Annotated in this window: 22 protein-coding genes; 10 read left to right on the top strand and 12 right to left on the bottom strand. The window is 52.9% G+C overall.

The annotated features are described in order from the left end of the window. Positions 1-110 precede the first annotated feature (110 nt). Positions 111-1796, bottom strand: coding sequence for a phosphoenolpyruvate carboxykinase (ATP) (gene pckA, locus QQ91_RS02090; RefSeq protein WP_166279399.1), 1686 nt, complete (start codon positions 1794-1796; stop codon positions 111-113). Between the two features lie 917 nt (positions 1797-2713). On the opposite strand from pckA, the gene QQ91_RS02085 reads away from it, so the two are divergent. Continuing rightward, complete coding sequence (locus tag QQ91_RS02085; protein ID WP_166279396.1) at positions 2714-3166, top strand: universal stress protein; 453 nt, start codon at positions 2714-2716, stop codon at positions 3164-3166. 102 nt (positions 3167-3268) lie between these two features. Beyond that, entirely contained in the window at positions 3269-4786 is a 1518-nt protein-coding gene (locus tag QQ91_RS02080) for an MFS transporter (RefSeq protein WP_349306850.1), read from the top strand. A gap of 261 nt (positions 4787-5047) precedes the next feature. Here the strand turns inward: QQ91_RS02080 and QQ91_RS02075 are convergent, their stop codons facing one another. The 5 genes from QQ91_RS02075 to QQ91_RS02055 form a co-directional block, all read right to left on the bottom strand. After that, positions 5048-5614: a GNAT family N-acetyltransferase gene (locus tag QQ91_RS02075; protein WP_166279393.1), complete on the bottom strand. Its 567-nt coding sequence runs from the start codon at positions 5612-5614 to the stop codon at positions 5048-5050. 63 nt (positions 5615-5677) lie between these two features. Beyond that, positions 5678-6436 carry a class I SAM-dependent methyltransferase gene (locus QQ91_RS02070; RefSeq protein WP_166279390.1) on the bottom strand — a complete coding sequence of 253 codons (759 nt, stop codon included), beginning with the start codon at positions 6434-6436 and terminating at the stop codon, positions 5678-5680. Positions 6437-6569: 133 nt separating this feature from the next. After that, positions 6570-8699 carry a type I DNA topoisomerase gene (topA, locus tag QQ91_RS02065; protein WP_166279387.1) on the bottom strand — a complete coding sequence of 710 codons (2130 nt, stop codon included), beginning with the start codon at positions 8697-8699 and terminating at the stop codon, positions 6570-6572. After that, a complete protein-coding gene (locus tag QQ91_RS02060; RefSeq protein ID WP_166279384.1) occupies positions 8696-9325 on the bottom strand; it encodes a hypothetical protein in 630 nt (209 codons plus the stop codon). The genes topA and QQ91_RS02060 overlap by 4 nt, the downstream gene beginning before the upstream one ends. Positions 9326-9783: 458 nt before the next feature. After that, complete coding sequence (locus QQ91_RS02055; RefSeq protein ID WP_166279381.1) at positions 9784-10623, bottom strand: helix-turn-helix domain-containing protein; 840 nt, start codon at positions 10621-10623, stop codon at positions 9784-9786. Between the two features lie 397 nt (positions 10624-11020). On the opposite strand from QQ91_RS02055, the gene QQ91_RS02050 reads away from it, so the two are divergent. Further along, positions 11021-12292 carry an MFS transporter gene (locus QQ91_RS02050; RefSeq protein ID WP_166279378.1) on the top strand — a complete coding sequence of 424 codons (1272 nt, stop codon included), beginning with the start codon at positions 11021-11023 and terminating at the stop codon, positions 12290-12292. A gap of 148 nt (positions 12293-12440) precedes the next feature. On the opposite strand, the gene psbA is transcribed toward QQ91_RS02050, so the two are convergent. Next, on the bottom strand, positions 12441-13487 hold the full coding sequence (gene psbA, locus QQ91_RS02045; protein WP_166279375.1) for a photosystem II reaction center subunit D1: 1047 nt from the start codon (positions 13485-13487) through the stop codon (positions 12441-12443). A 720-nt stretch (positions 13488-14207) separates the two neighbouring features. Between psbA and ppk2 the strand changes: the two genes are divergently transcribed. The 3 genes from ppk2 to QQ91_RS02030 all read left to right on the top strand — a co-directional run bounded on the left by ppk2 (position 14208) and on the right by QQ91_RS02030 (position 17285). Then, the gene (ppk2, locus tag QQ91_RS02040; RefSeq protein WP_166279372.1) at positions 14208-15233 is read left to right on the top strand and encodes a polyphosphate kinase 2; all 1026 of its coding nucleotides are present in this window, start codon (positions 14208-14210) and stop codon (positions 15231-15233) included. A 231-nt stretch (positions 15234-15464) separates the two neighbouring features. Then, positions 15465-16718 carry an aminotransferase class V-fold PLP-dependent enzyme gene (locus tag QQ91_RS02035; RefSeq protein ID WP_236096037.1) on the top strand — a complete coding sequence of 418 codons (1254 nt, stop codon included), beginning with the start codon at positions 15465-15467 and terminating at the stop codon, positions 16716-16718. A gap of 276 nt (positions 16719-16994) precedes the next feature. Beyond that, positions 16995-17285 carry a hypothetical protein gene (locus QQ91_RS02030; RefSeq protein WP_166279369.1) on the top strand — a complete coding sequence of 97 codons (291 nt, stop codon included), beginning with the start codon at positions 16995-16997 and terminating at the stop codon, positions 17283-17285. 350 nt (positions 17286-17635) lie between these two features. Here the strand turns inward: QQ91_RS02030 and QQ91_RS02025 are convergent, their stop codons facing one another. The 4 genes from QQ91_RS02025 to QQ91_RS02010 all read right to left on the bottom strand — a co-directional run bounded on the left by QQ91_RS02025 (position 17636) and on the right by QQ91_RS02010 (position 20621). Then, positions 17636-18100 (bottom strand): hypothetical protein, encoded by a 465-nt coding sequence (locus QQ91_RS02025; RefSeq protein ID WP_166279366.1) that lies wholly within the window; start codon positions 18098-18100, stop codon positions 17636-17638. Positions 18101-18180: 80 nt separating this feature from the next. Next, the gene (locus QQ91_RS02020; protein ID WP_250833233.1) at positions 18181-18867 is read right to left on the bottom strand and encodes a YdcF family protein; all 687 of its coding nucleotides are present in this window, start codon (positions 18865-18867) and stop codon (positions 18181-18183) included. A gap of 69 nt (positions 18868-18936) precedes the next feature. Further along, the gene (locus QQ91_RS02015; protein WP_201277278.1) at positions 18937-19569 is read right to left on the bottom strand and encodes a hypothetical protein; all 633 of its coding nucleotides are present in this window, start codon (positions 19567-19569) and stop codon (positions 18937-18939) included. Between the two features lie 470 nt (positions 19570-20039). Continuing rightward, positions 20040-20621 carry a WcaF family extracellular polysaccharide biosynthesis acetyltransferase gene (locus QQ91_RS02010; RefSeq protein WP_166279357.1) on the bottom strand — a complete coding sequence of 194 codons (582 nt, stop codon included), beginning with the start codon at positions 20619-20621 and terminating at the stop codon, positions 20040-20042. Positions 20622-20886: 265 nt separating this feature from the next. On the opposite strand from QQ91_RS02010, the gene QQ91_RS02005 reads away from it, so the two are divergent. From QQ91_RS02005 to QQ91_RS01990, 4 genes are all read left to right on the top strand, one after another. After that, positions 20887-21768 carry a PFE-CTERM domain-containing protein gene (locus QQ91_RS02005; protein ID WP_166279354.1) on the top strand — a complete coding sequence of 294 codons (882 nt, stop codon included), beginning with the start codon at positions 20887-20889 and terminating at the stop codon, positions 21766-21768. A 122-nt stretch (positions 21769-21890) separates the two neighbouring features. Next, complete coding sequence (gene hpsJ-A, locus QQ91_RS02000; RefSeq protein WP_166279351.1) at positions 21891-22895, top strand: HpsJ-like protein, cyanoexosortase A-associated; 1005 nt, start codon at positions 21891-21893, stop codon at positions 22893-22895. Between the two features lie 56 nt (positions 22896-22951). Then, positions 22952-23887 (top strand): exosortase/archaeosortase family protein, encoded by a 936-nt coding sequence (locus tag QQ91_RS01995; protein WP_166279348.1) that lies wholly within the window; start codon positions 22952-22954, stop codon positions 23885-23887. Then, complete coding sequence (locus QQ91_RS01990) at positions 23874-24590, top strand: hypothetical protein (RefSeq protein ID WP_166279345.1); 717 nt, start codon at positions 23874-23876, stop codon at positions 24588-24590. Before QQ91_RS01995 ends, QQ91_RS01990 begins: the two co-directional genes overlap by 14 nt. Here the strand turns inward: QQ91_RS01990 and QQ91_RS01985 are convergent. After that, positions 24567-26810: a polysaccharide biosynthesis tyrosine autokinase gene (locus QQ91_RS01985; RefSeq protein ID WP_166279342.1), complete on the bottom strand. Its 2244-nt coding sequence runs from the start codon at positions 26808-26810 to the stop codon at positions 24567-24569. The genes QQ91_RS01990 and QQ91_RS01985 overlap by 24 nt on opposite strands. Between the last annotated feature and the right edge of the window lies 1 nt (position 26811).

Below are 26811 nucleotides of genomic sequence, written 5' to 3'. Positions count from 1 at the left end.
TTAGCGGTTAATTTCTCTGGAGCTTCGCGATCCCCTCAAGGCCTCCTGTCAGAGCATTCTGTCAAAGCCTCCTTTCAACAGTGAGCACCCAAGCGGAAGCAACAGCAAGACTAGGGAATCACCGGACCCGCCGCCACAATTTCAGGACGTAGGGATGAAAATTGCTGGAAATTTTCTATAAATTGTCTGGCTAACTCCTGAGCCTGCTGCCGATAGGCCTCAGGATCGTGCCAGGTGTTCTGCGGGTCTAAAATTTCGGGAGGAACGCCGGGTACTCCCTTCGGAACGAGGATCCTAAAGATGGGATGGGGCGTATGGGGCACCTGCTTGAGTTCACCATGCAGAGCCGCTGAAACCATGGCTCGTGTGTGCTTGATTGCGATCCGCTCTCCGACGCCATAGGGTCCGCCTGACCAGCCCGTATTAATCAGATACACCTCAGTCTCGGGGTGTTGCTTGAGGCGATCGCCGAGCATTTCGTCATAGACGGTGGGGGATAAGGGGAAAAAGCATTGGCCAAAGCAAGCAGAGAAGGTGACCTGAGGAGCGGAAATGCCGCGTTCAGTGCCCGCTAGCTTGCTGGTGTAACCCGACAGGAAATGATACATGGCCTGCTCACGGGTGAGCTTTGCAATGGGCGGTAGTACGCCAAAGGCATCCGCCGTGAGGAAAATAATGGTTTTGGGGTGGCTACCAATCCCCGACACCGAGCAATTGGGAATGTAGCTAAGCGGATAGGCTGCGCGGGTATTTTCTGTTAGGCTGCCATCGGCGTAATCCGGGATGCGAGTGAGGGGATCTAGAACAACATTTTCCAGCAGCGCCCCAAACCGCAGGGCCGCAAAAATTTGCGGCTCATGTTCAGAGGAGAGACGAATGGTTTTGGCGTAACACCCGCCTTCAAAATTAAACAGGCCCTCTTCCGACCATCCATGCTCATCATCACCAATGAGGCGATGTTCCGGGTCTGCAGAGAGGGTTGTTTTCCCAGTGCCGGACAGCCCAAAAAATAAGGCGGTGTGGCCATTCTTGTCGATATTGGCAGCGCCATGCATCGGTAACACATTGCGCTTGGTCATAAAGTAGTTCATCAGGGAGAACACTGATTTCTTAATTTCACCGGCATATCTAGATCCCCCGATCAGGACTAGGCGTTTAGAGAGATGCAGGACAATAAACGCCTCGCTATGGATGCCCTCTTCCTCTGGATCGCCCTGGAAGCCAGGAATGGAGATGACCGTAAAGTCAGCTTGATGTTCAGCGAGTTCACTCCCGGCAGGTCGGATAAAGAGTTGATGCGCAAAGAGGTTGTGAGAAGCAAGCTCATTAATCACTCGCACCCCAAAGCGATATTTAGGATCGGCACCGACAAATCCATCAAAAACAAAGAGATCGCGTCCCTGGGTATAGGCCAGGACGCGCTGATACAGACGATGAAAGTTTTCTTCTGAGATCGGAACATTGAGGTGGTTCCAATCAATTTCATCGTGACTATGGGGTTCATCAACAATAAACTTATCGTGAGGCGATCGCCCGGTGTACTTCCCCGTTTCCACCACCAGCGCTCCGTTACTGGCTAAGCATCCTTCTCCTTTAGCAAGAGCCGCTTCCACCAGTTGAGGCACGGAGAGATTGTGGTAGATTCGACCTGAATTTTTAAATCCAAGGGTCTGTAACTGCTGGAGAACAGATGATTTCTGGATGGGGTTTTCAGAATTCAAATAGGTGGATTGATCCGGTGCAAATTTAGGAGAATAAAAGGCCACTGCATTTTTAGCTAGATTCCAATCAGTCATTTTGCTGTTCCCTCATGCCTTCCAAAATCCGACGATTCACGGAGTCCTCTGAAATAGGGTTTACCTCCCTTCTATGGAGTCTTCATCATCAAGCCCTGCAGAAAAATTTCACAGCTAGAGAATAGATGTGAACCTTAATTTATGGGGACTTGATCCTGGACGAACACCACATTGACTAGCGGAGTATCCTCTTGAATACAGCTGTATTCGGCTGAATACAAATTTAAATAGTTATTTGAATAGGTTGAATGCATGGCTTTAATCAATTATTAAATACCTAGTAAGTTAGTCTTAAATGCTTATTTTTTGACCTCAGTTTTAAAGAACTAAACAGATTAACGCCTCTTGATTAATTGAAATTTTTGAGGATTTTAAGGAGATACTAGAAACCCCCTGTGCCGCCTTCTCTTCTGCAGTAAACCTCCAGAAGAGATTTTCTAACCCTTAGCTTTAGGTGATTACTTAAAGTCTAAATCTAGATAATAAAGGCGCCCTAGATCTGGAAATATATTGACCAAAAACTTTGCATAAATTTATGATAAAAATATTTAATCTGTAGCTCTGGTTACAGATTGCGGGTCGGTGAATTCTGACGCAATGGCGTGGTTTCTGTACTCCGGACCCTTCTCCTAAAATTCGGAACAGGATCGTCCGATCTAACCTCCCTGTTCCGAAGGGGCCGAGGGATGTCAGGGGCGAGCAATCTGTGAAGCGCGGTTGATTCTATCGATGTTTACTAAGAATTGGCAACCCTTCGGTCTCTCCGTCCGCTAGCGTCGGTTCTTCGGAAATTCCAGAAGCATCATCTTTATTTTGGCCCCTTATACTAAAATAGATTTGAAATGATCCTGGACAAGTTGAACGAAACGCTTTGGCGCTTTAACTTCTATTAGCTCAATTCAACGTTGATTTTGGTTATGTATCACAAAATATTGGTGGCAGTGGATCAATCCCCCATGAGTCAGGCTGTGTTTACAGCTGGATTGAATCTGGCAAAAGCCTTTGATGCCCAGATCTTGCTGCTTCATGTTCTTTCTCCAGAAGCTCCAGAAAGTCCAATTAGCTATGCCCCCTATGACACCGCAAACTTGAAGGCGATTGAAGAAGCATGGAATCAATATAGAAAGGAGTCATTGGCCGCGTTGCAAGCATGGGCTGAGAGGGCTAGAGAACAAGGGGTTAACGCAGAAATCAAGCAAGTTGCGGGGAATCCCGCTCCTTCCATTGTGGGGATTGGTCATGATTGGGGAGCAGATCTCATTGCCATGGGAAGAAGAGGGCATTCTAACTGGAAGGAAATTGTCTTGGGGAGTGTCAGTTCCTATGTGATTCATCGAAGTCATTGCTCTATCCATCTGGTCCAGACCTAGACTAGAGGGACCTGATTCCCAGGAGGGGGGAAGTCAGGAATCTTTCAAGGATAGATGGGGCCGTTGATTCAAGCCTGACCCCCAGCCCTGAGGGGCTCCGGGGTGGGACTATGGTTAAAGCTTAGGGGAGCAGCCCAGCCAGCGATCGCTGCTGAGCCTACCCCAGCTTTGAGTGCAGCCTCAGCGTTGTTTAAAGGGGATCTCATGCAAACCGCAGCATTTCCGTCGCTCAACCTAAAAACAAAGATGGGGTATGGAATCGGCGAACTGAGCCGTGAAATTCCCGGCAGTATTTTGGTCTTTTTTCTCCTGTTCTTTTTGACGAACCATGCCGGACTCAATCCAGGGCTGGCAGGAACCGTACTGCTGCTGGGGAAAAGCTGGGATGCGATTAACGACCCCTGGATTGGCTGGCTCAGCGATCGCACGCGCTCCCGCTGGGGTCGACGCTTTCCCTGGATGCTCTGGGGTGCCGTGCCCTTGGGGGTCAGCTTTGCCCTGATCTGGCTGACTCCAGACTTGGCCAATCAGGAGCAACGCTTTTGGTATTACAGCGGCGCCTTAATTCTGCTGTACACCGCTCTCACCGCGATTGCCATTCCCCATGCGACGCTGGGTACTGAGCTGACTCAAACCTACGACGAGCGGACCGAACTGATGAGCGTTAAGTCTGCCTTTAGTATTGGGAGCAGCATTTTAGGACTGGTCATTGCTCAAATCATTTTTTCCATGGGATTTGAAGCTTCTCAGCGCTATGCCGTGCTGGGAAGCGTGATTGGAATAATTGTGATTCTATCCACGTTTCTCTGCGTTTGGGGCACCTATCAACGCTACTGGCAGGTGCAGGCTGTGCGTCCAGCGGCTGAAGCCGTCTCGCATCTGCCCCTGGCCCAGCAGGTGCGTATTGCCTTCACCTTAAAACCTTTTTTAATCGTGATGGGGATTTATCTGTGCTCCTGGATTGGGCTCCAGGTGACAGCGGCGATTTTACAGTATTACGTGATTGACTACATGGGACTGGCCGAACAGCACTTTACGCAAATGGTGCTGACAGTGCAAGGGACGGCTCTGGTGATGATGCTGTTCTGGAGTCGATTGGGACAATGGATCGGCAAGCGCGCCATTTACTGTTGGGGAATTCCCTTAACCGTCGTGGCCCAATGGAGCCTATTTTGGTTACCACCCGGACAAGTAGCCTGGATGTATCTATTTGGGGTACTGGCCGGGTTGGGCTTGTCCACAGCATATCTGGTTCCCTGGTCAATGCTGCCCGATGTGATGGATCTAGATGAACTCCAAACGGGACAGCGCCGGGAGGGAATTTTCTGTGGCTTCTTTGTGCAGTTGCAAAAATTTGGCAGCGCTCTGGCGATTTTCGGGGTGGGTAAAATTTTAGAGTTGGCTCACTACGTCCCTCACGACGGGAAGGAGGTCAGTCTCCTTCCGCAGCCAGACTCAGCCTTAAACACCATTCGTTGGCTCGTGGGACCGCTACCAGCGGGTGTTTTATTGTTGGGGGTCGCCATCGCTTCCTTGTATCCCATCACAAAGGCGCGGCATCAAGCAATATTGCACAGCCTTCAAGCACGACGCTCTGCTGCTTGCTCAAGCGTTCCGTGAACACCTGCTTCACCTTGATCTACTGGCTGGTGTGACCAGAGGAGGCCTTACCATGGCGCAAACGTCCTTAGCTTAAGAACTATGTGCTTCGGTTATACCTCAGTTATACCAGAGATACAAGAATGAACACACTTGAATACCCCAGTCTCTATCGTTGGTGTGTAAACGGATTGTTATGCTTTTCAAAAGGAGGGCTAGCCAAATCATCATATCCTCTCTCGCGACTGGAGCATCAATCCCGTTGATTGTGTCCTACTCACTTTAGATCGGCAGTCTCGCTATGGACTGAGCAAAAATCCGTGAGCCAATGGCAACACCACACGCACGAAGCTCCCTAGTTTCAACCTCCTTGAAACCCATCGATTTATATAGGTTCTGTGCTTTCTCGTTGTGGAGATCGGCGCTGACAAACACAGCATTGACAGAGGATTTTGCGACAGTCAGGGCCTGCAAGAGTAGCTGGCGACCGATGCCGCGACGGCGATAGTCCGACGCAACGGCGAGATTGCCGATATAGGCAGAGTCTGAAGGATAGTCGCGGCGTAAGACGTGATCTAGAAAGATGCGGTGGGCCGCTTCAAGGCGAAAGCACTGCCAGCAATTGAGACAGACCTGATAGTCCGGATTCGTGATTACCTTCTCTCCAGGGACGAGGGTGACAATCCCCACTACGCGACGATCGCAGATGGCAACATGGATATAGGGATAGCCAAATCGACTGCCATCTCGCTGCACCAGATCGGTTAAAATCTCCTGCGCTCGGGATCCAAAAAGTAAGGCAAATAAATCCGGGGCGGACTCCCAGATGAGGGCGGCAACTGCTCTCACATCGTCACTCGTGAGAGAAAATGGTCGAATTTCTGGTAAATTCATTGTCAATACGGCACAAGATTAAGGCAGATTGAGAGGCTTACTAGCAGAGAATCGTAATCTGATGTAGTCAGCGACCCATTGACCAGCCTCATTACACAAATCAGCTTTCAAAAAGTTGATCACCTCCTCAAGAAAAGCCTCACGTTCGGTCGTTGCGATCGCTGCCGTAAATTGATGCGCAAATGTTGCCAGCCAGCCCCTAAGATCTGTCGGCAGTGTGGTAGGACGGGGAATTATATCAATTGCGTTTATTCGGAACCCTCGCGCTTCCAAGCGGGATTGGTAATCTTTAATAGTGGGAAAGTACCAGGGGTTAATCGGCTCTGGATCAATGCCTCGGGTTTTTAATGCTGTATGCAGAGCCGTTACAATTTTTGCCACATTGCCATCACCACCAAACTCACCAACAAATCTTCCTCCTGGCTTCAAGGACCACCACACCCCCTCAATGACTCGGTCAGGTTGCTTTATCCAGTGCAGTGCGGCATTGCTAAACACAGCATCAAATTCGCCGTTGAAGTGAAGATTATGACCATCCAGTAGACGTGCATCTAATCCAAGCGATTTGGCTGAGTGAATCAGGTCTGGACTAGAATCAACGCCTATCACTTCGCATCCAAGCTCTTGCAACTTTGCTGTCAATACTCCGTCCCCACATCCTAAATCTAGGATTCTGTCTCCTGGTTTCGGATTCAGCCATTCAATCACTGGCATCCCTAACTCAGAAACGAAGCGAGCGTTAGTAGCATAACTCTTGGCATCCCAAGTTTGCGTCATGAAGAAAATTCCCAAATCCTTGACGATTTAATTAGGATAGCTCACCTTTTAGAAGAGACTGACTGCCACGCACGAAATATTTTCGAATTCTGCCACTACCAAACGACGTAGGAAAGAATGGCAAAAATACAGTCTAAGGCTCCAGCACCCCAAACTTAGGGCTCCACCATTGCCCTTTACTAAAAAAATACACTGCATCCTTGTGCTTTCGCCCATTTCTCGCCTCAGTATCCGAACAGCGCAGCATTTTCTTGGCTTGTCCCGCTTTTTGGTAGTGATGCTCTGCCATTGGTTTCTGACACACTGGGCAGGGATAGTCCGTTAACGTATCCGCTTCACTCGCCGGACTGGATTGTGGGATCTGCCATTTCTTCTCTGAGTCCGACCAAAACATCACCAAGTCCAAACCATTCTTGGCCTTGCAGCCCTCCTGACACTTGAGGAAATACTTTTTCTGCACCTTCTTGCTGGGCACCTTAGACATTGCCTTGCCGCAGCTTGGGCATTTCGTCCGCGATTTCTCCAGGGTGCGCTCAGGACCTGAATAACTCTGGGCGGGTAAGCCCTGCATGGCCTTGGCTAAGGCTGGCTGAAAATAGCCCTGATTCCAGCCAATCAGATAGCGTTCCCACTCTTCTTTGCCGTGGGCGATCGCATCCAGCTTCGCTTCCATCCCAGCGGTAAATTCTGCTTCCAGTAGCTCCGGCAGGGCCTTCTCCAGGAACTCATCCACCTGCAGCCCCAGGGCCGTGGGTTCGAGCTTTCCCCTCACTAAGGTGACGTAATCCCGCTGTTTCAAGGTTTTGACGGTGGGGGCGTAGGTGGACGGTCGGCCAATGCCTTTGCGCTCCATGACCTGCACCAGCTTGGGTTCGGTGTAGCGGGCTGGAGGTTTCGTTTGCTTAGCTTCGTGGGCGGCATTGTCCAGGGTGAGCGATCGCCCTGGTTGCACCTGGGGCAGATCGTGATCCCCGCTCAAGTCCTTCCAGTATTTCGCGTATCCCTCGAACTCCACCACCTGACCCCTGGCTTTCCACTGCACCTCACCAGACTGGCTGAGGATGATTGTTTTGCGGATCTTAGCAGGTTTGCATTGGGAGGCGATCGCCCGCATCCAGATTAGAAAATACAGCTTGAACTCATCCTCAGAGAGCCTTTCCTTGAGATCGGCTGAGGACAGGGATAAATCCGTGGGCCGAATCGCCTCGTGCGCTTCCTGGGCATCTTTTTTACGTTTTTGCGTTGCTACCTTGTCCGGCACGTTCGCCGGGTCTTTGGCCTGGAGCCATTGGCGTGCGGCTTGGCAAAACTCAGGGCTGAGCTGCACCGAGTCGGTGCGCATGTAGGTGATTAATCCCGCTTCATAGATCTTCTGGGCCACCTGCATGGTGTGTTCTGGGCTGAACTTGAGGCGCGATCCGGCCACCTGCTGCAGAGTCGAGGTGGTGAAGGGCGCCGGGGGCTTTTTGCTCGTGAGTTTGCCCTGCACCGTGAGGACGCGATGGGGATTGCTTTGGGCAATGGCCACCAGTCGGTCGGCTTCGGCCTGACTCAAGACTCGGGTCGATTCCTGGGTTTGCTCCTTGCGTCCAGTATCGTCGATTGCTTCCTCCTCTGGGTCTGAATGGTCTTGGGAACCGGAGTAAAAGGCCTTGAATCCCTCGGTGTATTCCACAAACACGGACCAATAGTCCTGGGGAACGAAGGACTGAATCTCGCGATCCCGCTGACAGACGATGTGCAAGGTGGCCGACTGCACCCGCCCCACGGATTTGGCCCCATTGTTCAGCCGCCACACCAAAGGAGATCCCTTGTACCCCACCAGCTTATCCAGGCAGTCCCGGCAACGACCTGCAGCCACCAGATTTCGATCTAGGGGGCGCGGGGATGCGATCGCTCGTCTCACGGCTGACTCGGTGATTTCCTGGTACACCACCCGCTGTGGATTTTTGAGCTTGAGCACATCGGCCAAATGCCAGGCAATGGTCTCTCCCTCACGGTCGGGGTCACAGGCCAGAAAAACCTGCCTGGCTCGACTGGCAGCAACTTTCAGGTTTGCAATGGTCTCTTTGGCTCGGGAATCGCGAGGAGAGTATTTGCAGCGGATTGCGCCATTATCCATGGTGAAGCCGAGGGAGTCTGTTCCCTCATTGGAGAGCTGGCGGATGTGTCCCACCGAGGCTTTTACCTCCCAGCCTGAACCCAAAATGGCTTTGAGCTTTTTGATTTTACCAGGGGATTCCACAATGAGCAGATTGGTCACGGCTCACACTCCAATACCTGCTCTAGGATAGCCTTTGATGGGGATGGAAGGTATGCCTTTCTGTCCCCTTGCGCGCTTGTGAGGGGCGGGGCTAGCTTCAGGGCTAGTGACTGGGTGCTGCCACCACCGACGCCCCCGTTAAAACCACTTTGCCCAGAGGCCCCATTGCCGCCGATCGCCGTATTATTGGTAAACGTGCTATTGCGGACGGTTAAACTTCCTACATCCTCAATAAACAGGGCACCGCCAAAACCACCTCCACCGCCGTTGCCCGTACCCGGTGCGCCAGTGACTCCCTGAGCCCGTCCACCCGTCAGGTTCAAGCCATCCAACACCACAGACCCACTGGTAGTAGCAATAGAAAAGAGGCGAACATCCTCGGCATCATTGAGTCCATTGTTGTTAGCGTCGCCGCTGATAGTGATGTCTTCAAAGCCATCATTGTCTAGGTCGCCATCGATCGTCAGGCTACTGGTAATGGTAAGTGGTGATGCCAATCGAATCGTTCCCAGCCCCGATGCAAAGGTAATAGTATCAGCTTCGCTCGTGGCATTAGCTGCCAAGATCGCCTGCCGCAGAGAACCGTCACCGCTGTCGTTATTGTTGGTAACTGTGAACGTTGCCATAGAGCCTATCCCAAGATTTGTTTAATTGATCGAGATGTGATTGATTCGGTAAATTGTTGGGTGGGCTGATTGTCAAAACCTTCAGGACAAGAGCCCCCACTTGAAAGCAGGAGAAACTAACCCCCTTTCTCAGATGAGAAAGAGAACTTAAACTCAAGCTTTGGTGCTTGGTTAGCCAAATCAGGTAGAGTTATCTCCTGAAGGGGATTGAAGGAACCTAGTGGATATGAGCAGAGTATCTACGCGAACCTCCTTAGATTTTATGAATTTAACATGATTCTGAATACCTAGAAAAACGTATGATTTAATGCAAAAATATTGTTTGACCGAGATTTAGCACTGATTTCAGCAAACAGTGTTAGTGCTTCAAAAACCAGAAGTTAATTTAAACAGCGTGTACTTTACAGCAAGTGCATCAGCAATGTATTGCACCAGATTGCTGCTTTTGCACAAAATTGCTAAGGCTGAGAAAAATTTTTTGGCGTCACACCCGTCAGGCGTTTGAAATGGCGATTGAGATGGCTTTGGTGGGTAAAGCCACAGGCAACAGCTACCTCTGCAAGGCTCAATTTTCCGGTCTTGATCAATTCCTTAGCCCGATCTACCCGCTGCCGAATTACGTACTGGTGCGGCGTTAGGCCAGTGGATTGCTTAAAGCAACGGCAAAAGTGATAGGGGCTGAGTTGGGCGATCGCGGCCAACTTTTCTAAGCGTAACTCTTGATGGATCTGGTCGTTAATATAGTCAGTGACTCGCTTGAGATCCTGGGGGGATAACCCACCCCCAGGGCAAAGGGGGGTTGGGGCGTGGGCCGCGTAATTTCTCAACAGATGAGCCGCCAGTGCCGTTGCCAGCGTCTCTGCATACAGCCGCCCGCCGGGGCGTTGGGATTCTAGATCAGCTTTGAGGGCCAAGCCGATTTGCAGGATCAACGGATCGGATCGGGGCTCTTGAGGCAGTAACTCCACTGGATTACCCTCCAGCATTTCTACGGCGTGGCCTGTCAGCAGATCTGACTTTAGATTGAGCGCTATTCCTTGCATCCGTCCAGTCCAAGCACCCCAATGGGAATGCTGCATGGGAACCAGGGTCATCCCCCCGCGCCGCAAAATCTGCCGCTGTACCTGCCCCTTAGCAACACCCTCTATTTGCCAATCAAGTTGTAGACTCTCGCCAAGGTGGATGGCGATCGCATAATGATCAAAGCAAAGCTGAGGGGTTTCTCCGGAAGGCAGGTCGTGATACTCCAAGCTAATGTTCTCCCATCCAGCTTCATAGCTATCCCCGTAATGAACCATGGAGGACTTTGCTTTCTGAACGTTAATTATCCCTCAAGCATTGCTCAGGCAATCTGTATTGAGGAATTCAAAATTGGGGAATTCAAAATGAGCAATGGGTAATTGTCCATAAGGTCTCCCATTCCAAAGGCGCGGCCTCAAGAAATAGCGCAGCCTTCCGGCACCACGCTCTGCTGCTTGCTTAGGGGTTCTGTAAACCCCTACACTCCCCGATTCGGGTCTATCCGGTTCTGGCCCGAGGAGCCTCCCCCTCTAGTTCCTGCGAATCGGTCTCATAAGTTATTGTGAAGCTGGAAATTTTGTATCAAAATACACAGTTTGCTAGGCTTTACACAGTTTAGTCCCACCCCCTGACTCAGACAGCGGTGGTGCGATGTCGTTACCAAGCCTTTCCCCCATGGTAAAGCCAAAAACCGATGGTTCTGGCGTCCCCCACTGGGAAGATGCCGACTATGCACAGCGGATGGCTCAGCACGATCGCCTCTTTGCCCTGCTGGCGATCGCGGCGGGCCTAATCTTCCTACAGGGCTACATGATTGCCCCACTTATTCCCCGCCTGACTGAGATTTTTAAGGTCTCAGCCCAGGAGATCGGCTTTATTGTGCCAGCGTACATGCTGTCCTATGCCCTGGCGGCGCTATTCTACGGGATTTTGTCAGATCGCTTGGGTCGCTGGCCTGTCATTCAGGCGTCCATGATCGGGTTTATCCTGTGCACCGCGCTCACCGCCACCTCCCAAACCGCTGGCCAAATGAGCTTTTGGCGCTTGCTGACGGGGTTAGGGGCCAGCGGCGTCATTCCCCTAACCTTTGCCCTCATCGGGGATATGTTTCCCTACAACCAGCGGGGGGCAAAGTTGGGGTTGGTGTTTGCGGCTATGGAAGGGGGCATGGCGGTAGGCTCTGCCGGAGGTGCAATGTTAGAGCCCTTTGTGGGCTGGCAGCTGTTGTTCCTGGGCACCGCCACCGCAGCAGCACTGGTGCTGTGGCGGCTTCGGCAGTATGGGGCGCTATTTGATGCGCCCAAGGTGCAACGGATGCCCTCTGTGCAGACGGTGTTTGCGGGCTATCGGGCCGTGCTGTCTAATTTTCGGGGGGCCCGCACCTACGGCTATGTGCTGTGGAACGGTATCTATCACTCGGGAGTGTATACCTGGCTGGGGTTCTACATGTCTCAGCGCTACGACATGAATGCCCTGCAAATTGGGTTGACCATTCTGGGCTACGGCATTCCGGGGCTGATCTTTAGTCCGCTTATCGGTCGGGCGGTGGATCGCTGGGGCCGCCGCTGGCTGATCCCGCCCGGTCTGGGGATGGCAGCCCTGGCAGGCTTGGCCATGATTCCCGAGGTGCCGCCCTTTGCCACCACGACGGCGGTGTTGGTGCTGTCCCTGGGCTATGACTTCACCCAGCCCCTGTTTGTGGGGATCGTCACCAGTTTGACCGACGATGAGAAGCTGGGACAGACCATGGGTTTAAAGGTATTTACCCTGTTTACGGGCTTTGGGATTGGCAGTTGGCTGTTTGGTGAAGCTCTGCACTGGGGGTTTGCATCCGCTCTAGCCATTTTTGCTGGGATGCAGTTACTGGCTGCGATCGCCGCAGTTCCCCTCTTCTGGCAAGAAAAACCAGATGATCCCTCTGCAACCCTGGCCTCGGAATCATCCTGATGGGTTAAACCAGCGACAGGGAGCCAGCATGGGTGAATCCCCGCGATCTGGACCTAGAGGCAATGTAGTCCGCCCGGTCCTATAAAAAGGCCCCCTCAAGATCGAGGAGGCTTCCTGTTCAGAAGATGAGATTGGAGGCCGTCATGCTTTACAGCAGTTCTGGAAAATGATGTGTATTGGGGGCGTGCATTACCTGGAAGCCAAGATTGGCACGGTTAAGGATATCGGCATGGGTCGGAATCACCGCTCCGCGGCTATCCACAACTGAATGGTTAAAGTTAAATCCATTCAAGTTAAAGGACATCACGCCAATCCCCGCTGCCGCGCCCCAAATTCCAATCGTGGGTAGCGCCACCATTAGAAAGTGGACAACCCGGCTATTTCGGAAGGAAAGGGTGGGTAAGAGGAGACGGCCTAAGTAGCCCGCATGACCGGCTAACAGGTTGTAGGTTGCTTCTTGCTGTCCAAAATGGTATCCAACGTTCGCTGATTCTAGTTCCGTGGTTTCTCGAATTAAGCTAGAGGTTACCAGGGACCCATGCACAGCACTGAGGAGGGCCCCGCCTAAAATGCCCACCACCCCTAACATATGAAGCGGATGCATCAGCACATTGTGGTTGGCTTGCAGGGTAAACATAAAGTGAAAGGTGCCTGAAATGCCCAGGGGTAATCCTTCCGAGAAGCTCCCTTGGCCGATGGGATACACCAGCAATACGGAGAGGGCTGCGGCCACGGGGGCAGAAAATGCGATCGCAATCCAGGGACGCATGCCCAGCCGGTAGCTCATTTCCCACTGACGCCCCAGGTAGGCCAGAATCCCCACCATAAAGTGCAAAATAATCATTTGGTACGGGCCACCGTTATAGAGCCACTCGCTCATGGATGCGGCCTCCCATAGGGGATAGAAATGCAGGCCGATGGCCGCAGAGGTGGGAATCACAGCGGCGGTAAGGAGGTTGTTTCCTTGCAGGATTGATCCCATGATTGGTTCACGGATTCCCTCCATATCAACGGCGGGAGCCGCGATGAAGGCCAGCATAAACACAAGGGTGGCTACCGCCAAGGTGGGGATCATTAAAACGCCAAACCACCCTAGGTAAAAGCGATTTTGCGTACTGGTAATCCATTCACAAAACGGATCCCAAACATCCCCCAGCTGAAACTCAGCTTGAGGCTTTCGAAGGAACGTATTCATGATTTTTTCTCCACTGATCTTTCTCCACTATTTTTTCTCCACTGATCTTTCTCTACTGATCAGTTAATCACTGAATTAGAGGCAGAGGGGAATAGAACCTTTCCCATAACAGGTCAGTAACTCCTCGCCAGGACAGAGAACGACGGAGAGAACGACAGATCGACGGAATGTCTGATGTGGAAATGAATAATACCCTGGAATGAATGCAGTTTCAGTTATCACCGTCAAGGCATAGCTCTCTGCCACCCCACCTCAAGAAGAGACGAAAACTCTATGTCTTTGTAGTTGGGGTCTTTTCTCACTTCAATCCTATAATCGATCCACGCCCGCCTCATTGAAATGAAATAATGTTTGATAATGCTGGGCTTCGATAATGAAGGTATATTAAGGTTTCTCTCCCCCTACAGGTCCATTCTCGCAGATCCCATCGCCTCCCCTGCCCTCCCTCAAGTTGGAGGGGCTTTGACCTTCGGAACCCCGCAGCATTGGGGGCCGGGGGACGAATGCAGAGTTTGGAGAGAGATGTCAAACCGCCTCTGAGAGGCTGGGGGCGATGGCGATCAGGCATGATCTGGAACGGCTGCCGCAATGGTCAAGGGAACCGGGTCTAAAAGTTAATGACAATCAACCAAGAGAATCAGGAGGGGGTATAAAGGTCTAAACCTCCTGCGTGAGAACAGTCCGCGTTGGAACCATGCATTGAAGAGTGGAGTTACCCCCATGACCAATGAATCCATCCATAATGATCAGGCAACCCCTGATCTTTCAAATCATTTTCTGCTTGCAGAGCGGGAAAATGCGCCAGAGAATCATGACACAAAGGGCAAGGGTCACAAAAACAAGAAAAAGCACAAAGACAAGCCTAAAAGCAAGAAGAAGTCTCATAAAAAAGACAAGCCCCAAAAATCCAAACCGGAGGATTTAGAACGGCCTGTATTTCACTATATTTCAGAATCAGAGGGGAGTTCTAAGCTTTCCAAAAAGCTATATGAAAAAGAGCTGGCGCGTATCCAGGTGGAATTGGTGAAAATGCAGTATTGGGTTAAGCATACTGGGACGCGCATTGTTATTCTCTTTGAGGGACGCGATGCTGCTGGTAAAGGGGGAACCATCAAGCGCATCACTGACCCCCTCAACCCTCGTGGGTGCCGGGTGGTTGCCCTGGGCACGCCCAGCGACCACGAAAAGACTCAATGGTATTTTCAGCGCTACGTCGCTCATCTGCCCTCGGCAGGGGAGATCGTCTGTTTTGATCGCAGTTGGTACAACCGGGCTGGGGTGGAACATGTGATGGGTTTTTGCACGGAGGAACAATATCAGGAGTTCATGCATACCTGTCCAGAGTTTGAGCGGATGTTGGTCAGGTCGGGAGTGATCCTCCTCAAATATTGGTTCTCTGTCAGCGATGAGGAGCAGGAGCGACGGTTCCAGGCTCGCACCACGGATCCAGCGCGTCGCTGGAAGCTTAGCCCCATGGATTTAGAATCCCGCGATCGCTGGGTAGAATATTCCCAAGCCAAGGACGTCATGTTCGCCCATACCAATATTCCAGAGGCCCCCTGGTTCACCGTAGAGGCCGATGACAAAAAGCGGGCTCGCCTGAACTGTATCCAGCATATTCTCAGCAAGATTCCCTATGTGGACATGACCCCTGACCCCCTGGAACTCCCCCCGCGCCGAAGCGCACCTAAAAATTACCGGCGTCCTCCCCGCAATGAGCAGTATTTTGTACCGCAGGTCTATTAACCTTCTAGACATTCTGCAGATCCTTAACATTTGGGGTTTCCAGAGCCCCAGAGCCACGAGGGATTTGCCCTGCCCCTGGGTGGGGGCTGCGCTTAGATCGGATCTTCCAGATGCTCGACCCTGTATCGTATGGAGGCATTCTATGGAGTTCTGCCTCTGTTTTTGTCTAGAGCGGAGGGTTTAGGCTAAAACGAGGCCCGGATGATGACTTGGACACGGCGAAATTTTCTTATGACGGCAGCGCTTGGAACCGCGGCTAGCGGCATGGTGGGCGCGGCTCAACCAGCTCAGGCCTCGAAGAAAACGCCGCCATCGCGCCCGGCTGACTTGGACGCCTGGGAAATCGTTCGCGCCCAGTTTAATCTCGATCCCAACTATATCCACATGGCTGGACTGCTGCTAGCCGCGCATCCGGTCAGCGTGCAGGAGGCGATCGCCAGCCATCGAAACGGCCTCGACCACAACCCCACCCATTACCTGTATCAAAATCGCCCCCAACGGGTCCTGGAAGTTCGGCGCCAGGCGTCGCAATACCTGGGGGTTGAGCCCCATGATCTTGCCCTCACGGACAGCACCACCATGGGCACTGCCCTGGTGATCAATGGGCTGCGCATCCGACCCGATCAGGAGATGCTCACCACTGAATTTGACTATTATTCAACCCACACCGCTCTGGAGTACAAAGCTCTGCGCACGGGGGCCAAGGTGGTTAAAATTCCGCTATACCAAGATATTCATACGGTTTCCGAGGATGAAATGGTGGAGACCCTGATGGCGGCTGTGGGGCCAAAAACCCGATTCGTGACAGCCACCTGGGTGCATTCCAATACGGGGCTCAAGGTGCCCGTGGCCCGGATTGCCCGCCGTTTGGCTGACCTCAATGCCCATCGCGATGAGGCGGATCGCGCCCTCCTGTTTGTGGATGGGGTGCATGGATTAGGCGTGGAACCAGAGTCCCTGAGTGACCTTGACTGCGACTTTTTCGTTGCCGGTACCCATAAGTGGATCTTTGCCCCCCGCGGCACCGGAATCCTCTGGGGCAATCCGCGATCGCAGGCTGCGGTGACCCCGACCATCCCCACCTTTACCCGCGGGGCTGGCTGGGGAGGCTGGATGACACCGGGGGGGTTTAAGTCCTTTGAGCATCAGTGGGCGATGGCGGAGGCGTTTGCCTTCCATCGCCAGATGGGAAAAACGCGCGTGTCCCAGCGGCTGCACGAGCTGAGTCAGCAGATCAAGCAGGGGCTGGCCAGAATGAAGCATGTGACGCTGTATACCCCCATTGATCAGAGGTTATCGGCAGCGATCGTCTGTTTTGACCTGGCGGGAATGGATCCATCTCAGGTGGTTCTCAAACTTCAAGCGCACAAGATAATTGCCAGCACCACACCCTACGAGGTGTCCTATGCGCGGTTGACCCCTGGAATTTACAACACGCCTGAGGAGGTCGATCGGGTGTTGCGAGTGATCGGGGCCCTAACCTAAGCGGGATCTGATTTACCCTTCCCTCTCCTTGCGCTTGGATTGAAAACACGGCGCTCTTGTCGAATTCTTGACTCTCTTTCGTTATGGTCAGATCCAAGTGCATCAAGAAATTTTACAGCCTTGGATCCGGATCCAAAGACTTCATGGTTCCGTGGGAGGATATTGATCAAACATTCATGATTCACTCGTTTAGGCCCGCGGTGGCCAGCCAATTCGCATCCTGCTTCTGGAAAGGCCTTAACGGATTGGAACGGATCACTCACTCAGGAGAAAACAATGACTGATTCCTTCGCCTTCGGTACCTGCTCGCGCTTTAGCTCCTTCCCTCCACTGTGCGCCTTCAATCGGCGCTTTTCCAGCGGGGGGCTGATGGATCCGCCGCGATCGCCGCAGGATCTAGCCGGTCGCTTTGACGCTCCTCCCAGATTGGAGCCAGGACAGATGACTCGCCTATTTGAGAAAAATCGGATTCGTCGAGCAACCCACTACCTCAATGGAGAGAGACGTTCGCTCCAGACCTTCGTAATCCCCAACACCTCCTTCTCTCAGCGGCAGGCGCTGGCCTGAGAACCGGTCACGGATTATGGCCCAAGCAGAATTCTGGCAAGGAACAGGGTCACAAGGTTGGCAACGAACGCCCGCCGTGGCCACCGCCACGGCTTAGCAAGGCCCAGATTAAACAGGGAAAAGGACGCCAGGGAAAGCATTAGGCCCACCATGCTAATCTGCGACAGCCGGTTATCAGTCAGGGTGGACGCGCTTCCCACCTGGACAGCACCGAAGAGGCCCAAGCCACTTCCCAATAGCCCAAAGATTCGGCGAAACAGAAGCTGTGTCCGCTTTGATGAGTTCAGTCTGTAGAGGACTAGCTCACCGATGATGTCTGCAAGAATATCCACTATCACGGGCCCGTCCGCTTAACCTATCACGAGTCGGGCTTTCCCCTCGGGTAACCGTTCTAGTTCTTGCTGAAGGGAACCCAGGTCCTCTGCAATAAGCTTTCCACAGGTGCTGCGATTGTACCCCAGATCAAAGGTTTCATCAGACTGGAGCTGAAAGTACTCGCGATACGCCAAAACCGAGCTGCGTAGGTCTGAGAGAGAAAAGAATTCTCCCCGAACAGAGAGTTCCGTTTCTAGAGTCTCCTCAAATGTATCGAAGCCCTCTGCATCTGTTTCTTCCTCGGGCTCACCCCCCAGATCTGCTTCAATCTGCTCGTACAGTTCTTCTTCATGAATTGTGAACGGCACTGCCAAAATATTTTGTACCCCTAATAAATCTTTCACCTCCTCGAAAAGATCGTAACAGTGCGACAGTAAGTTACTCTCATACTGAGACTCAGGCAAATTTGCATAGAAGCGCACGCTAAGTTGCATAGACATGTCCCTGTTCTCCTCTCAGATCCAGAAATGGCCGATCCCTGGCGGCATGATTCCCCGGTTTGGCTTGCGGTCCGCCCCTGCTAAAGGGCCTGGCATTGAATCCCCTCTTCCACTAGAAGCTCCACAATGGCCTCCAGACGATTTTTCCCTTCACAGCTTTCGGACTTGAGCTGATATCCACTCTTGCCCGTAAACACCCAAAAAATCGACCGTCCTGCATCCCGAATTACCCGATTTAGGGATTCATCGGGTTGTTGGGTTGTCACCGGAACTGGCGTGAAGGTAATGCCGTGGCTGCCCAAAATAATCGTGGCAATGGTTTGGGCACGCCGCATGTGGTAGTCCGAGGTGACTAAATAAACATGCTGAATGCGACGGCGCTTGAGTTGGGGCAAGATTGTCGTAAAGTTGGTGACGGTGTCGGTGGCGCTATAGTCCAGGTTAAGCCGATGGGTGGAGGCGCCGACGGTGGTGAAAATAGCCGTGGCATCATCGGGCAAACTGCCGCTGGAAACCCATACGTCAAGGTGAGGATAGCTCCGCGACAGCACGGCTGAGGTATATTCCCGGCCTGTGCCTCCTCCGAGGGTCAAAATAGCCTGGGGGCGGGGAGCTTGCCGGGCGGCGATCGCCAGGCGAATCGGAATCACGCTCGCCAGGGTGCCTAGGGTGCCAAGCGTCGCGATCGCCAGCCATTTTGCCCCTTGGCGACGACCTCGACGAAAGCGGTGGCGCGGACGGCTGCTCATGGAAATCTCGATAGTCACGTTCGGAGGGATTCAATAGCTCGATTCTAGCGGCGCCTCAGGGCAACCAGGGCAGGGGGACAAACTTTCTTAATTCATCCACCCCAGTCGATGGGAAAAACGCTTGATCGCTTTATGCCCAACCAGACAGACCAATAACACCGCCAGACCCAGGGTTTGGGTAAAGGAAAAGGGCACTGGCGTGGAGTCGGCTGTAGGGGTTCCCAGGTCGCCGGAGGCGGATTCTCCCAGGGTGGCCGCCTCCCCGGTGGGGGTCTGATCTCCGCCGCCCTCTCCGCTGGGGAGTGAAGTCAGAGATTCTCCACCCGACCCGGAACCGTCGCCACTGCTGCTGCCAAAGGCCGTTTCAACGGTTGTGCCATTGACGCTGCTGCCATTAATTTCTAAGGTTGAAGCCGATGGGTCTGAGGCAAGCTGTACATTTCCCGTATACACAGCCGTTTCTACAGCTGTATTTTCTGGCGTTGAGGTGTCAAAGGTTTCATCCCCAAGAGCCGCAAGGGTGGAAAAGGTAATGGCTGGCTCTTCGTAGGCCGTATTATCCACGGGAACGACCACCTGTTGATTGGGATCGGTAATCAGGTTGGGAACCGTAAACAGAGGATCCTCGGAACTTTGGGTTTGCCCTTCCAGAATACTGCCGTCAACCATCCAAACGGAGCTGTCCGATAGCCTTAAAGAGCTTTGACTAGAATCATTCACATCTGTATAAAGATGTGCGCTGTCATCATATTCTGCAGAAGGAGCGTAAGTTACGTTAGTCATAAGCGTGAGGTCTACATTGCGCGAATATTATGGGGATTCTGGCATGATCAGGAGAACCGTGGTCAGCCAATTTAAGGGCCTGTGGTTTGTTCTGTCCCTAGATCCGGGTCGTCTTTTTAAAGAACAGTGAGAGCTGTATGAATAAAATTATTTTCTCAAAGTAAATTTTTTTCGAAAATGTTGATAACACGGATCTACCCTGGACATCAACTTGCCGGTCCAGGGCGAGGCCTCAGTAGAAATACCCGGAGACTTCGCCTAAAACCTTGAGTTTTCCCGTCCCCTGAGGGAGGGACCGCTGGCAGGGCTGACCCATGGACAGCCAAGGATGCACTCAGGGGCAGCCAGGGCAATTTGGCCCCGCACCGCACCGTAATCTCACACAGATTGGGGACTTGGGGACGAGGCTAGGGAGCGAGCGAGCCTTCTGGCTTGGGTGGGGAGGCGGTGATTTTGCGGGTTTTAATGGGCACTGCTGGGTTACCGGCATAGATGGTGTGGGGATTCAGGGAGCGGGTTGCCACACCCCCGAGGGTCAGCACGGCCCCTTCCCCCACCGTGACCCCAGGGCCAACCCGAGCTTGAGCGCCAATCCAACTGCTGCGCCCAATGGTAATGGGCGCACAGCGCAGGGCAAAGTTCGGATCGCTCCAGTCATGGTTTCCCGTACACAGATAAACACCCTGGGAGATGCAAACATGCTCACCAATGGCGATATTGTCGTTGGAATCTAGCCAGCAGTTCTCTCCTAACCAGCTGTAGTCGCCCACCTGCAGTCGCCAGGGAAATTTGACCTGTACGCCGGGTTTAATTCTGACCCCGCGACCAATACGAGCGCCGAACCGGCGCAGAACCCACACTTTGAAGGCAGAAAACGGGATCCAATGGGTTTGAACCAACACGCTGCCCCCGAAGAACCAGAGAACCTGCGTCAGCCAAGACGCACCGCAGCTATAGTCTGTACCCGTCGTATAGTGATCTAATCTCATCGGCGTCTGTCATTGCGTTAGGCAGCATTATTGTGGACCTAATTCTATCCCCATGCGCCACGGAACGGGGCAACTTTCCTGGTGAGATGGCGAGAGCATTGGCATAATTTTCTCTGCAAAAAAATAGTTATTCTCACGGAGGGAGTCCGACGCGCTTTGCTTCTATGCTGGTATCTTCACAGGCTGGCATCTCCAGCGAATGCCACGTATTCCCCCCTCCATCTACTAGTGAAGTCTGGCCCCTACGAGAGGCTCCGAGATCCCCATGAAATCCCGCTTAAAACTCCTTTCCCTCGCCTCGAGTCTCTATACCCTGGCCGGTTTAACAATCTTGACGGCTCCGGCCCATGCCTTTGGTCTACTGGAGGCAGATACAAGTTCTGGGGTCTATCAATCTATTCCCGTCTATGGGGAAGCCACTAAAAACTCCATCACGGCTCGTGTGACCCGTGGGATTAATCCAGAGGGAACCAATGGCAGCCAGGGTGCTTTTTCTGAATTTACGGGAAACGATGTCGTCACCGTCGACTTTAACCAACCGGCGGTTCGGGTGGGTGTAAACACCTACACCTTTGGCAGCGAAGATATTTCCTATACCTTTCAAAACGGATTCTCAACCCGATCGGGAACGGGGGTTTATTCCAATCGCTGGGCACCAGCGGGAGCCTATGGAGAAGTGAACCAGTCGAACTACCTGGCGGTGTTTCAGGGGAACTCCGTGACCGTTAATCTGGGTCAAAACCTCAACTACTTTGGCATTAACTGGGGCGCTCTCAGCAGCGGAAATGACTTTGCATTTTATAATGACGATCAGCTGATTGCCTCCTTTGTTTACGAAGATATTAATCCCATTGCCCCGGTTCGGGCCACTCAACACAATGGCGAAGGCAATGGGTATCTACACTTCTATGCCAATGATGCTACGGGGGTGTTCAACAAAATATTAATCTCCCAGTCGAAAGGTGGGGGCTTTGAAAGCGACAATCACTCCTTTCGCTTTGGAGAGAGTGGCTTTAACTTTGAAACGGGCGAAACTGTCCCGGTTCCCTATGAATTAGAGTCAGCCCTGGGATTAATGCTCTTTGGCCTGATCTGGTTGACCCATCGATGCTGGCTCAAGCGGCAGCATAAAAAGCAGTTTGCCTAGCCGGACAGGCAATGTTGCATCGTTGTAACAAATGGGAAAACTAGGTCAAGAAGGGCTAGCAAATTGCTTGACGTCTAGTTGCTTATTTCCTTGGGATATCTCACTATAAGGGTCTCACCTCCATGTCCGCAGCTCCTAAACGCAATCCCGATAACGCCTCAGTGATTTTAAGGGAAGCTTTACGTGGTCGCCGCAGGGGCAACCGCAGTTCAGACGTGAACCTGGACGACTCTCATGCCGATGTCCGATTCGAGGGATCCGATGATGAACTAACGGAGTTAGCAGATCTTCTCCTGGAGTCCCATGCTCCCGCCTCCGTGTCTCCAGAGTCTCCTCCGGGGACTACTGCTGTACAGGAAGCCACCGCGGTGCAATCTGAGACAGGGTTGCCGAAGTTGGTGGAAAAGTTTTTGGGTCAGCGGTCTATTGCCCTGGCTCGCAAGCTGGGCTATGGCCTGCTGGTCATGGGGATCATTGACTTTATCTTTATCTTTATTCCGCCTCAGTTTTTAAATCCGGTTTGGGAATATCAAGTCATTGGCGATGTGGTTAAGCTGGTTCCTTTACCCATACTTGCCTTCCTGCTCATTTTTGTGGGAGAACGCAACAATCGTTCCCCCATTGAAAGGAGGCTTCTCAAGGCTCTGGCCTGGTTGACCCTCCTGATTAGTGTGTTTTTCTTTTTGCTGCTGCCCTTGATTGTGACTGATTATGTGCGCATTGATCGGTTTAACAATGCCCAAATTAGTGAGGAGACTAATCTGCAAAAGCGTAAGCTCAATGCCACCCAGGATCAGCTCTCGAAGATGGATCCGGAGCAAATTCAGGATTTAATTCCGGCGCGCGATCAAATGGGGAGCTTAGGGACCATACCGAATTCTCCAGCAGAAGCCAAGAAAAGCATTGTGGATAATATTGAGCGAGCCAAGGCTCAGGCCGATGAACGCGCGGCGACCGCTCGCCAAAATGTCACCTTGAACCTGCGCAAAAATTCCACAAAGCTGTTTATGCAGGCGCTCCTCTCGGCGGTTCTTTACTTGCTGCTCTGGCGCAGTACGGATTGGGCCAGGCGGACTCAGTCTCGACGTAAATCTCGGGGCGGCTGGATCAAGCGAGATGCTCGCTAAGGTCAGCGATCGCCAATCCCCTGACGCCACTGTTTCATTGCCGCACCCTGTACCCTATGACCCGCCCTGGTGTATGCCCCCCGAACCCCCTCGATGGGGACAATCGTCCCCCTGCAGGCTTGGTTCCGCTCTATGTAGGGCTGGTCTGTTTGCATCTGGCCTTGGTCTATCGCATGAGTTCTCATCTGGATGAGCTGGTCATTGCTGCGCTGTTTTGGCTGGTTCTCTATCGCCGGATTCGAGGCCTGGGTGCTGTCCAGGATTCCCTTGCTGAGCGGGGCAACTCCCGAAGCGATCGGTGGTCCCAACTGCTGGCGGGCGTGATTGTGGCCTGTTTGTTGACCCACAGCTTCTCGTTTTACTGGTTTGATTCCTCCTTTACCAACCTGATGCCGGGGTTGGCGGTACTGGCGATCGGACTCCTCGGGGCCGGACGGCGGTTGCGGCTGTTCTATCTGGAGCTGCTGTTTAGCAGCTCTTTTCTGATTCCTAAAACCCTCCTGACCGTCTGGCTTAACCAGGGGTCGGGGCTGCTGCTGCAAAAGTTGACGGCCCAGGCGGCGGCCTTTGTCCTCTACTACATTGGCTTGCCCGTCGCTCTGCAAGGCATTCAAATTCAATTGCCCCAGGGGCAGGTGCATGTGGAGTTGGGCTGCACCGCCTATCCTGCTGTGATGGCCCTTGTGCAAATCTGGTTTTTGTTGATGCTGTTGATGCCCATGGGCGGGGGACCAACGCTCAAGGTAGGCGGGATTACCCTGATCGTGACCTATCTGATCACCGTGGCTCGGGTCGCCTATCTAGCATTTATTGTGGATCAGCCCCAGCTGTTTGAATTTTGGCATGGTGATCCAGGCCAGGAAATTATCTCTACCCTTCTGATTATGATCCTGGGGCTGACTTACTATTTCACGTTTCTCAGGCAGACAGAGGGCTGCGATCAATCCGAGGACCCGTTGATCGAGGGAGCCGGTCACTATGAAACGCTCTAGACTGGGACTATCCCTGCTCACTGTGGGTTGTTTCGCCGCCACCGTGCGCGTGCTCACCTTTCCGGCGCCGGCGCTCTTGCACTCCTCCGCTCTGCTTCCCGATGCGCTGAGGCTTGCCTCCTGGAGTCGCCAAGGAGGGGCGCCGTTGCCTCGGGTAGAGGCCAAGGAGAACTACGATGTGGTGATCCAGGGGCGGCAGTACCACTTTCAGCGAGGCTCAACCCAGCTGACGCTGCAGGTGCGCTATTTAATCAACACCGATGCCAATTTAGCGGCTTTGTCCCGGAAGCTGGAGTTAGACGAGGGCGATCGCCTGGGGTCCCAGCCTTTGGAGCAAGTCCAACACCATCCCCAGCTAGGATGGTATCGCAGGGTCCTACAGACGCCGGAGAAAATTGTGCTGGACACCTGCCTGAATCCCCAGGGACCTAATACCGTAACCCCGCAGCAGTTTCTGAATAATCGCCTGGTTCACGATCTCAATTTGCCCCAGATCGGGCGTTGGTTGATTGGTACCCACCAAGCCCTTGACAAGCGCTGTCTTTGGAGTCGCCTGCTGGTTCGCTCAACCTCTCCAGACGGGGCCTCCCTCCCTGCGCCTGATCAACTCATCCCGCTGTGGGAGACGCTCAACGCCCAGATCCATGAGGTCTTTAACCATCCCCTACAGCCCTTTAACCTATCGCAAGAACCATTTAATTGAATAATCCTTCACGCTGTTCGCGACCAGGCCCACAACGGGAATTCGCGCAGTTTTGAGCTGTTCAAGGGAGGCCGGAAGGCTGGTGACGGCGCCCCATTTGGCGAACTTCACCACAAATAACGTTCCGTCGGTACATTTAGAGAGAATGGCTAAATCTGCCAGGCCCATCATGGGGGGGGTATCGTAAATGACGATATCAAAGGTTTCCCGCACCTTGCCCATAAACTCGTACATTTTCTGGGAGGCAAGCACGCGAGTGGCATCGGGGGGAAAGGTCCCTGAGTTAATGAAATAAAGATTTTTCTCCCAGGGCAGGCGACGAATGACGGTTTTGAGGCTGTTGTGGCCCATCAGGTAATCTCCGAGACCGGGCTTATCCTCCATCCCCAGAAAAGTTGAGGCATCGCGATCGTGTCCCTGCAGGTGGGCATCAACCAGCAGCACCTTCTTGCCCATGGCCGCCGCCGCCTGGGCAAGGTGAATGGCAATGGTGGTGCGCCCTTCTCCCCGATCAGCGGCGGTAATGGTTAAGGCCCAGCGGCCCTGGGGAAACTTGACGCGATTAATATAGGTATTTAAGGTTCGAAACGACTCTAAAAAGTCGTTACTCGTTCCCTTGGGGACGGGGGTGGCCAGGACCTCCACATCCTCCAGCTCATCCCAGTCGGGACTATCGTTTAGTTCAATCCTATCTCCATAGGCGGCGGTATCATGCAGGACTTCCAGGCTTTCCGTCAACTCTAAAATGGGTCGCCAGTCCACCACATGGTCCTGGTAGCCTGCATCCTTGAGCCGCCGCTGGTAGGGAATCGTTCCCAGAATGGGCAGGCGGGTCCGCTGACTGAGATCAGAAACCGTGAAAAAAGCACCTTGAAAGCGTTCGTACAAAAAGGCAATGACCAGACTGAGAAGGACGCCCATCACAAACCCGTTCACGGCTCCTTTGGCGAAGCTGCCCTTGGGCAGGGCGACGGCATCCTGGGGGGGACGAATCAGCTGCCAGGGAACTTCGTTTTGGGCGGCCTGGGTTTGCAGGGCCTGGCCAGAGCTGATAAACCGTTCCAGGCTCTCGCTCGCCACCTTCAGCTCCCGCTGCAAATCGGTATAGTAGCGCGTGATGGCCGGCATTTGCTGAAAGCGCTGGTTGATCCGCTGCTCTGATTTTGCCAGGGATTGTTCCTCGGTGACGGCGATCTGCATCTCGTTGAACACGTTGGCCATCTGATTGCGAACCGCACGCTCGGCTTCCTGCCGAAGCAGGGGCTCTAGATTAGCCTGCTGTTGCCGCAGCATTTTAATGGTGGGGCTATTTTCTCCAAAGCGAGCGAGCTCAATGGCAATCTGGCGCTCTAGAGCATTAAACTGAGTCTTAAACTCCTGATAGGCTGGCGACTCGTTGAGGACAAGCTGCTGTTCTAATTCCTCCTTGAGGGTGTCGTAGCGGAACCTGAGGCCTTCAATGTTTCGCTGAAGTGTCTGGCGCTGTTGTCCCAGCTCTGTCCGTTTGCTCTGGAGTTCCTCGGCGTGGGTTTCAGGATCAATAAATTGGAAGTCCTGACGAAGCTTTTGAATTTTAGATTGGATCTCATTGACCCGCTTGCGAACGATTGGTGTCTGGACATTGACAAACTCAATCCCCTGACCCAGCCTTGCTTTTTGCTCATTCAGGCTGTAGTTCAAAAACCCCTCAGCCACCTCCTCCAGCACAACTTTCACCTTGACCGGGTCTTCACTTTTGTACTTCACCTCAATCGCTTTGGTTTCGCCCAGGCGATAGATATTGAGGCTATTGCTCAGGTGATCGAGGGTGACATCGGGATATTCAATCCCAATCCTCTGCACAATGGGCTCCAGAACCTGGGGACTCATCAGGACCTCCAGCTGGGTGGTGTAGTCGTATTCCTGATTGGAGCTGGAAGGCTTTTCGCCGGTGAGCTCATCGGAGAGTTCCTGCTGTTCGGTGATGGGCTCCACCAGGATTTGAAAGCTGCTTTCGTAGAAGGTTTGCTGCCGATAGGACCGAAATCCCATGAACAGCGACAGTCCAAAGGCTAGCCCCATCACCAGCACCCGTTTGCGGCGAGCCATTCCCCAGAGTTTGCCAGGGCTGAAGTAGCCGGGCGGGTCCTCCGGCTGGCTCAGCAATTCGATATCTGCCTCCGTAAACTGATTAAAATCATCGGAGGAGGATTTTCGGCCGAGAGAGTAAATTTCGCCCATG

Origin of the sequence: Lyngbya confervoides BDU141951 (assembly GCF_000817775.3) — a bacterium.
GTDB lineage: Bacteria > Cyanobacteriota > Cyanobacteriia > Thermosynechococcales > Thermosynechococcaceae > Lyngbya > Lyngbya confervoides.
Note: the sequence above shows the minus strand (reverse complement) of the source record. Positions and strands in the feature narration are given on the sequence as shown.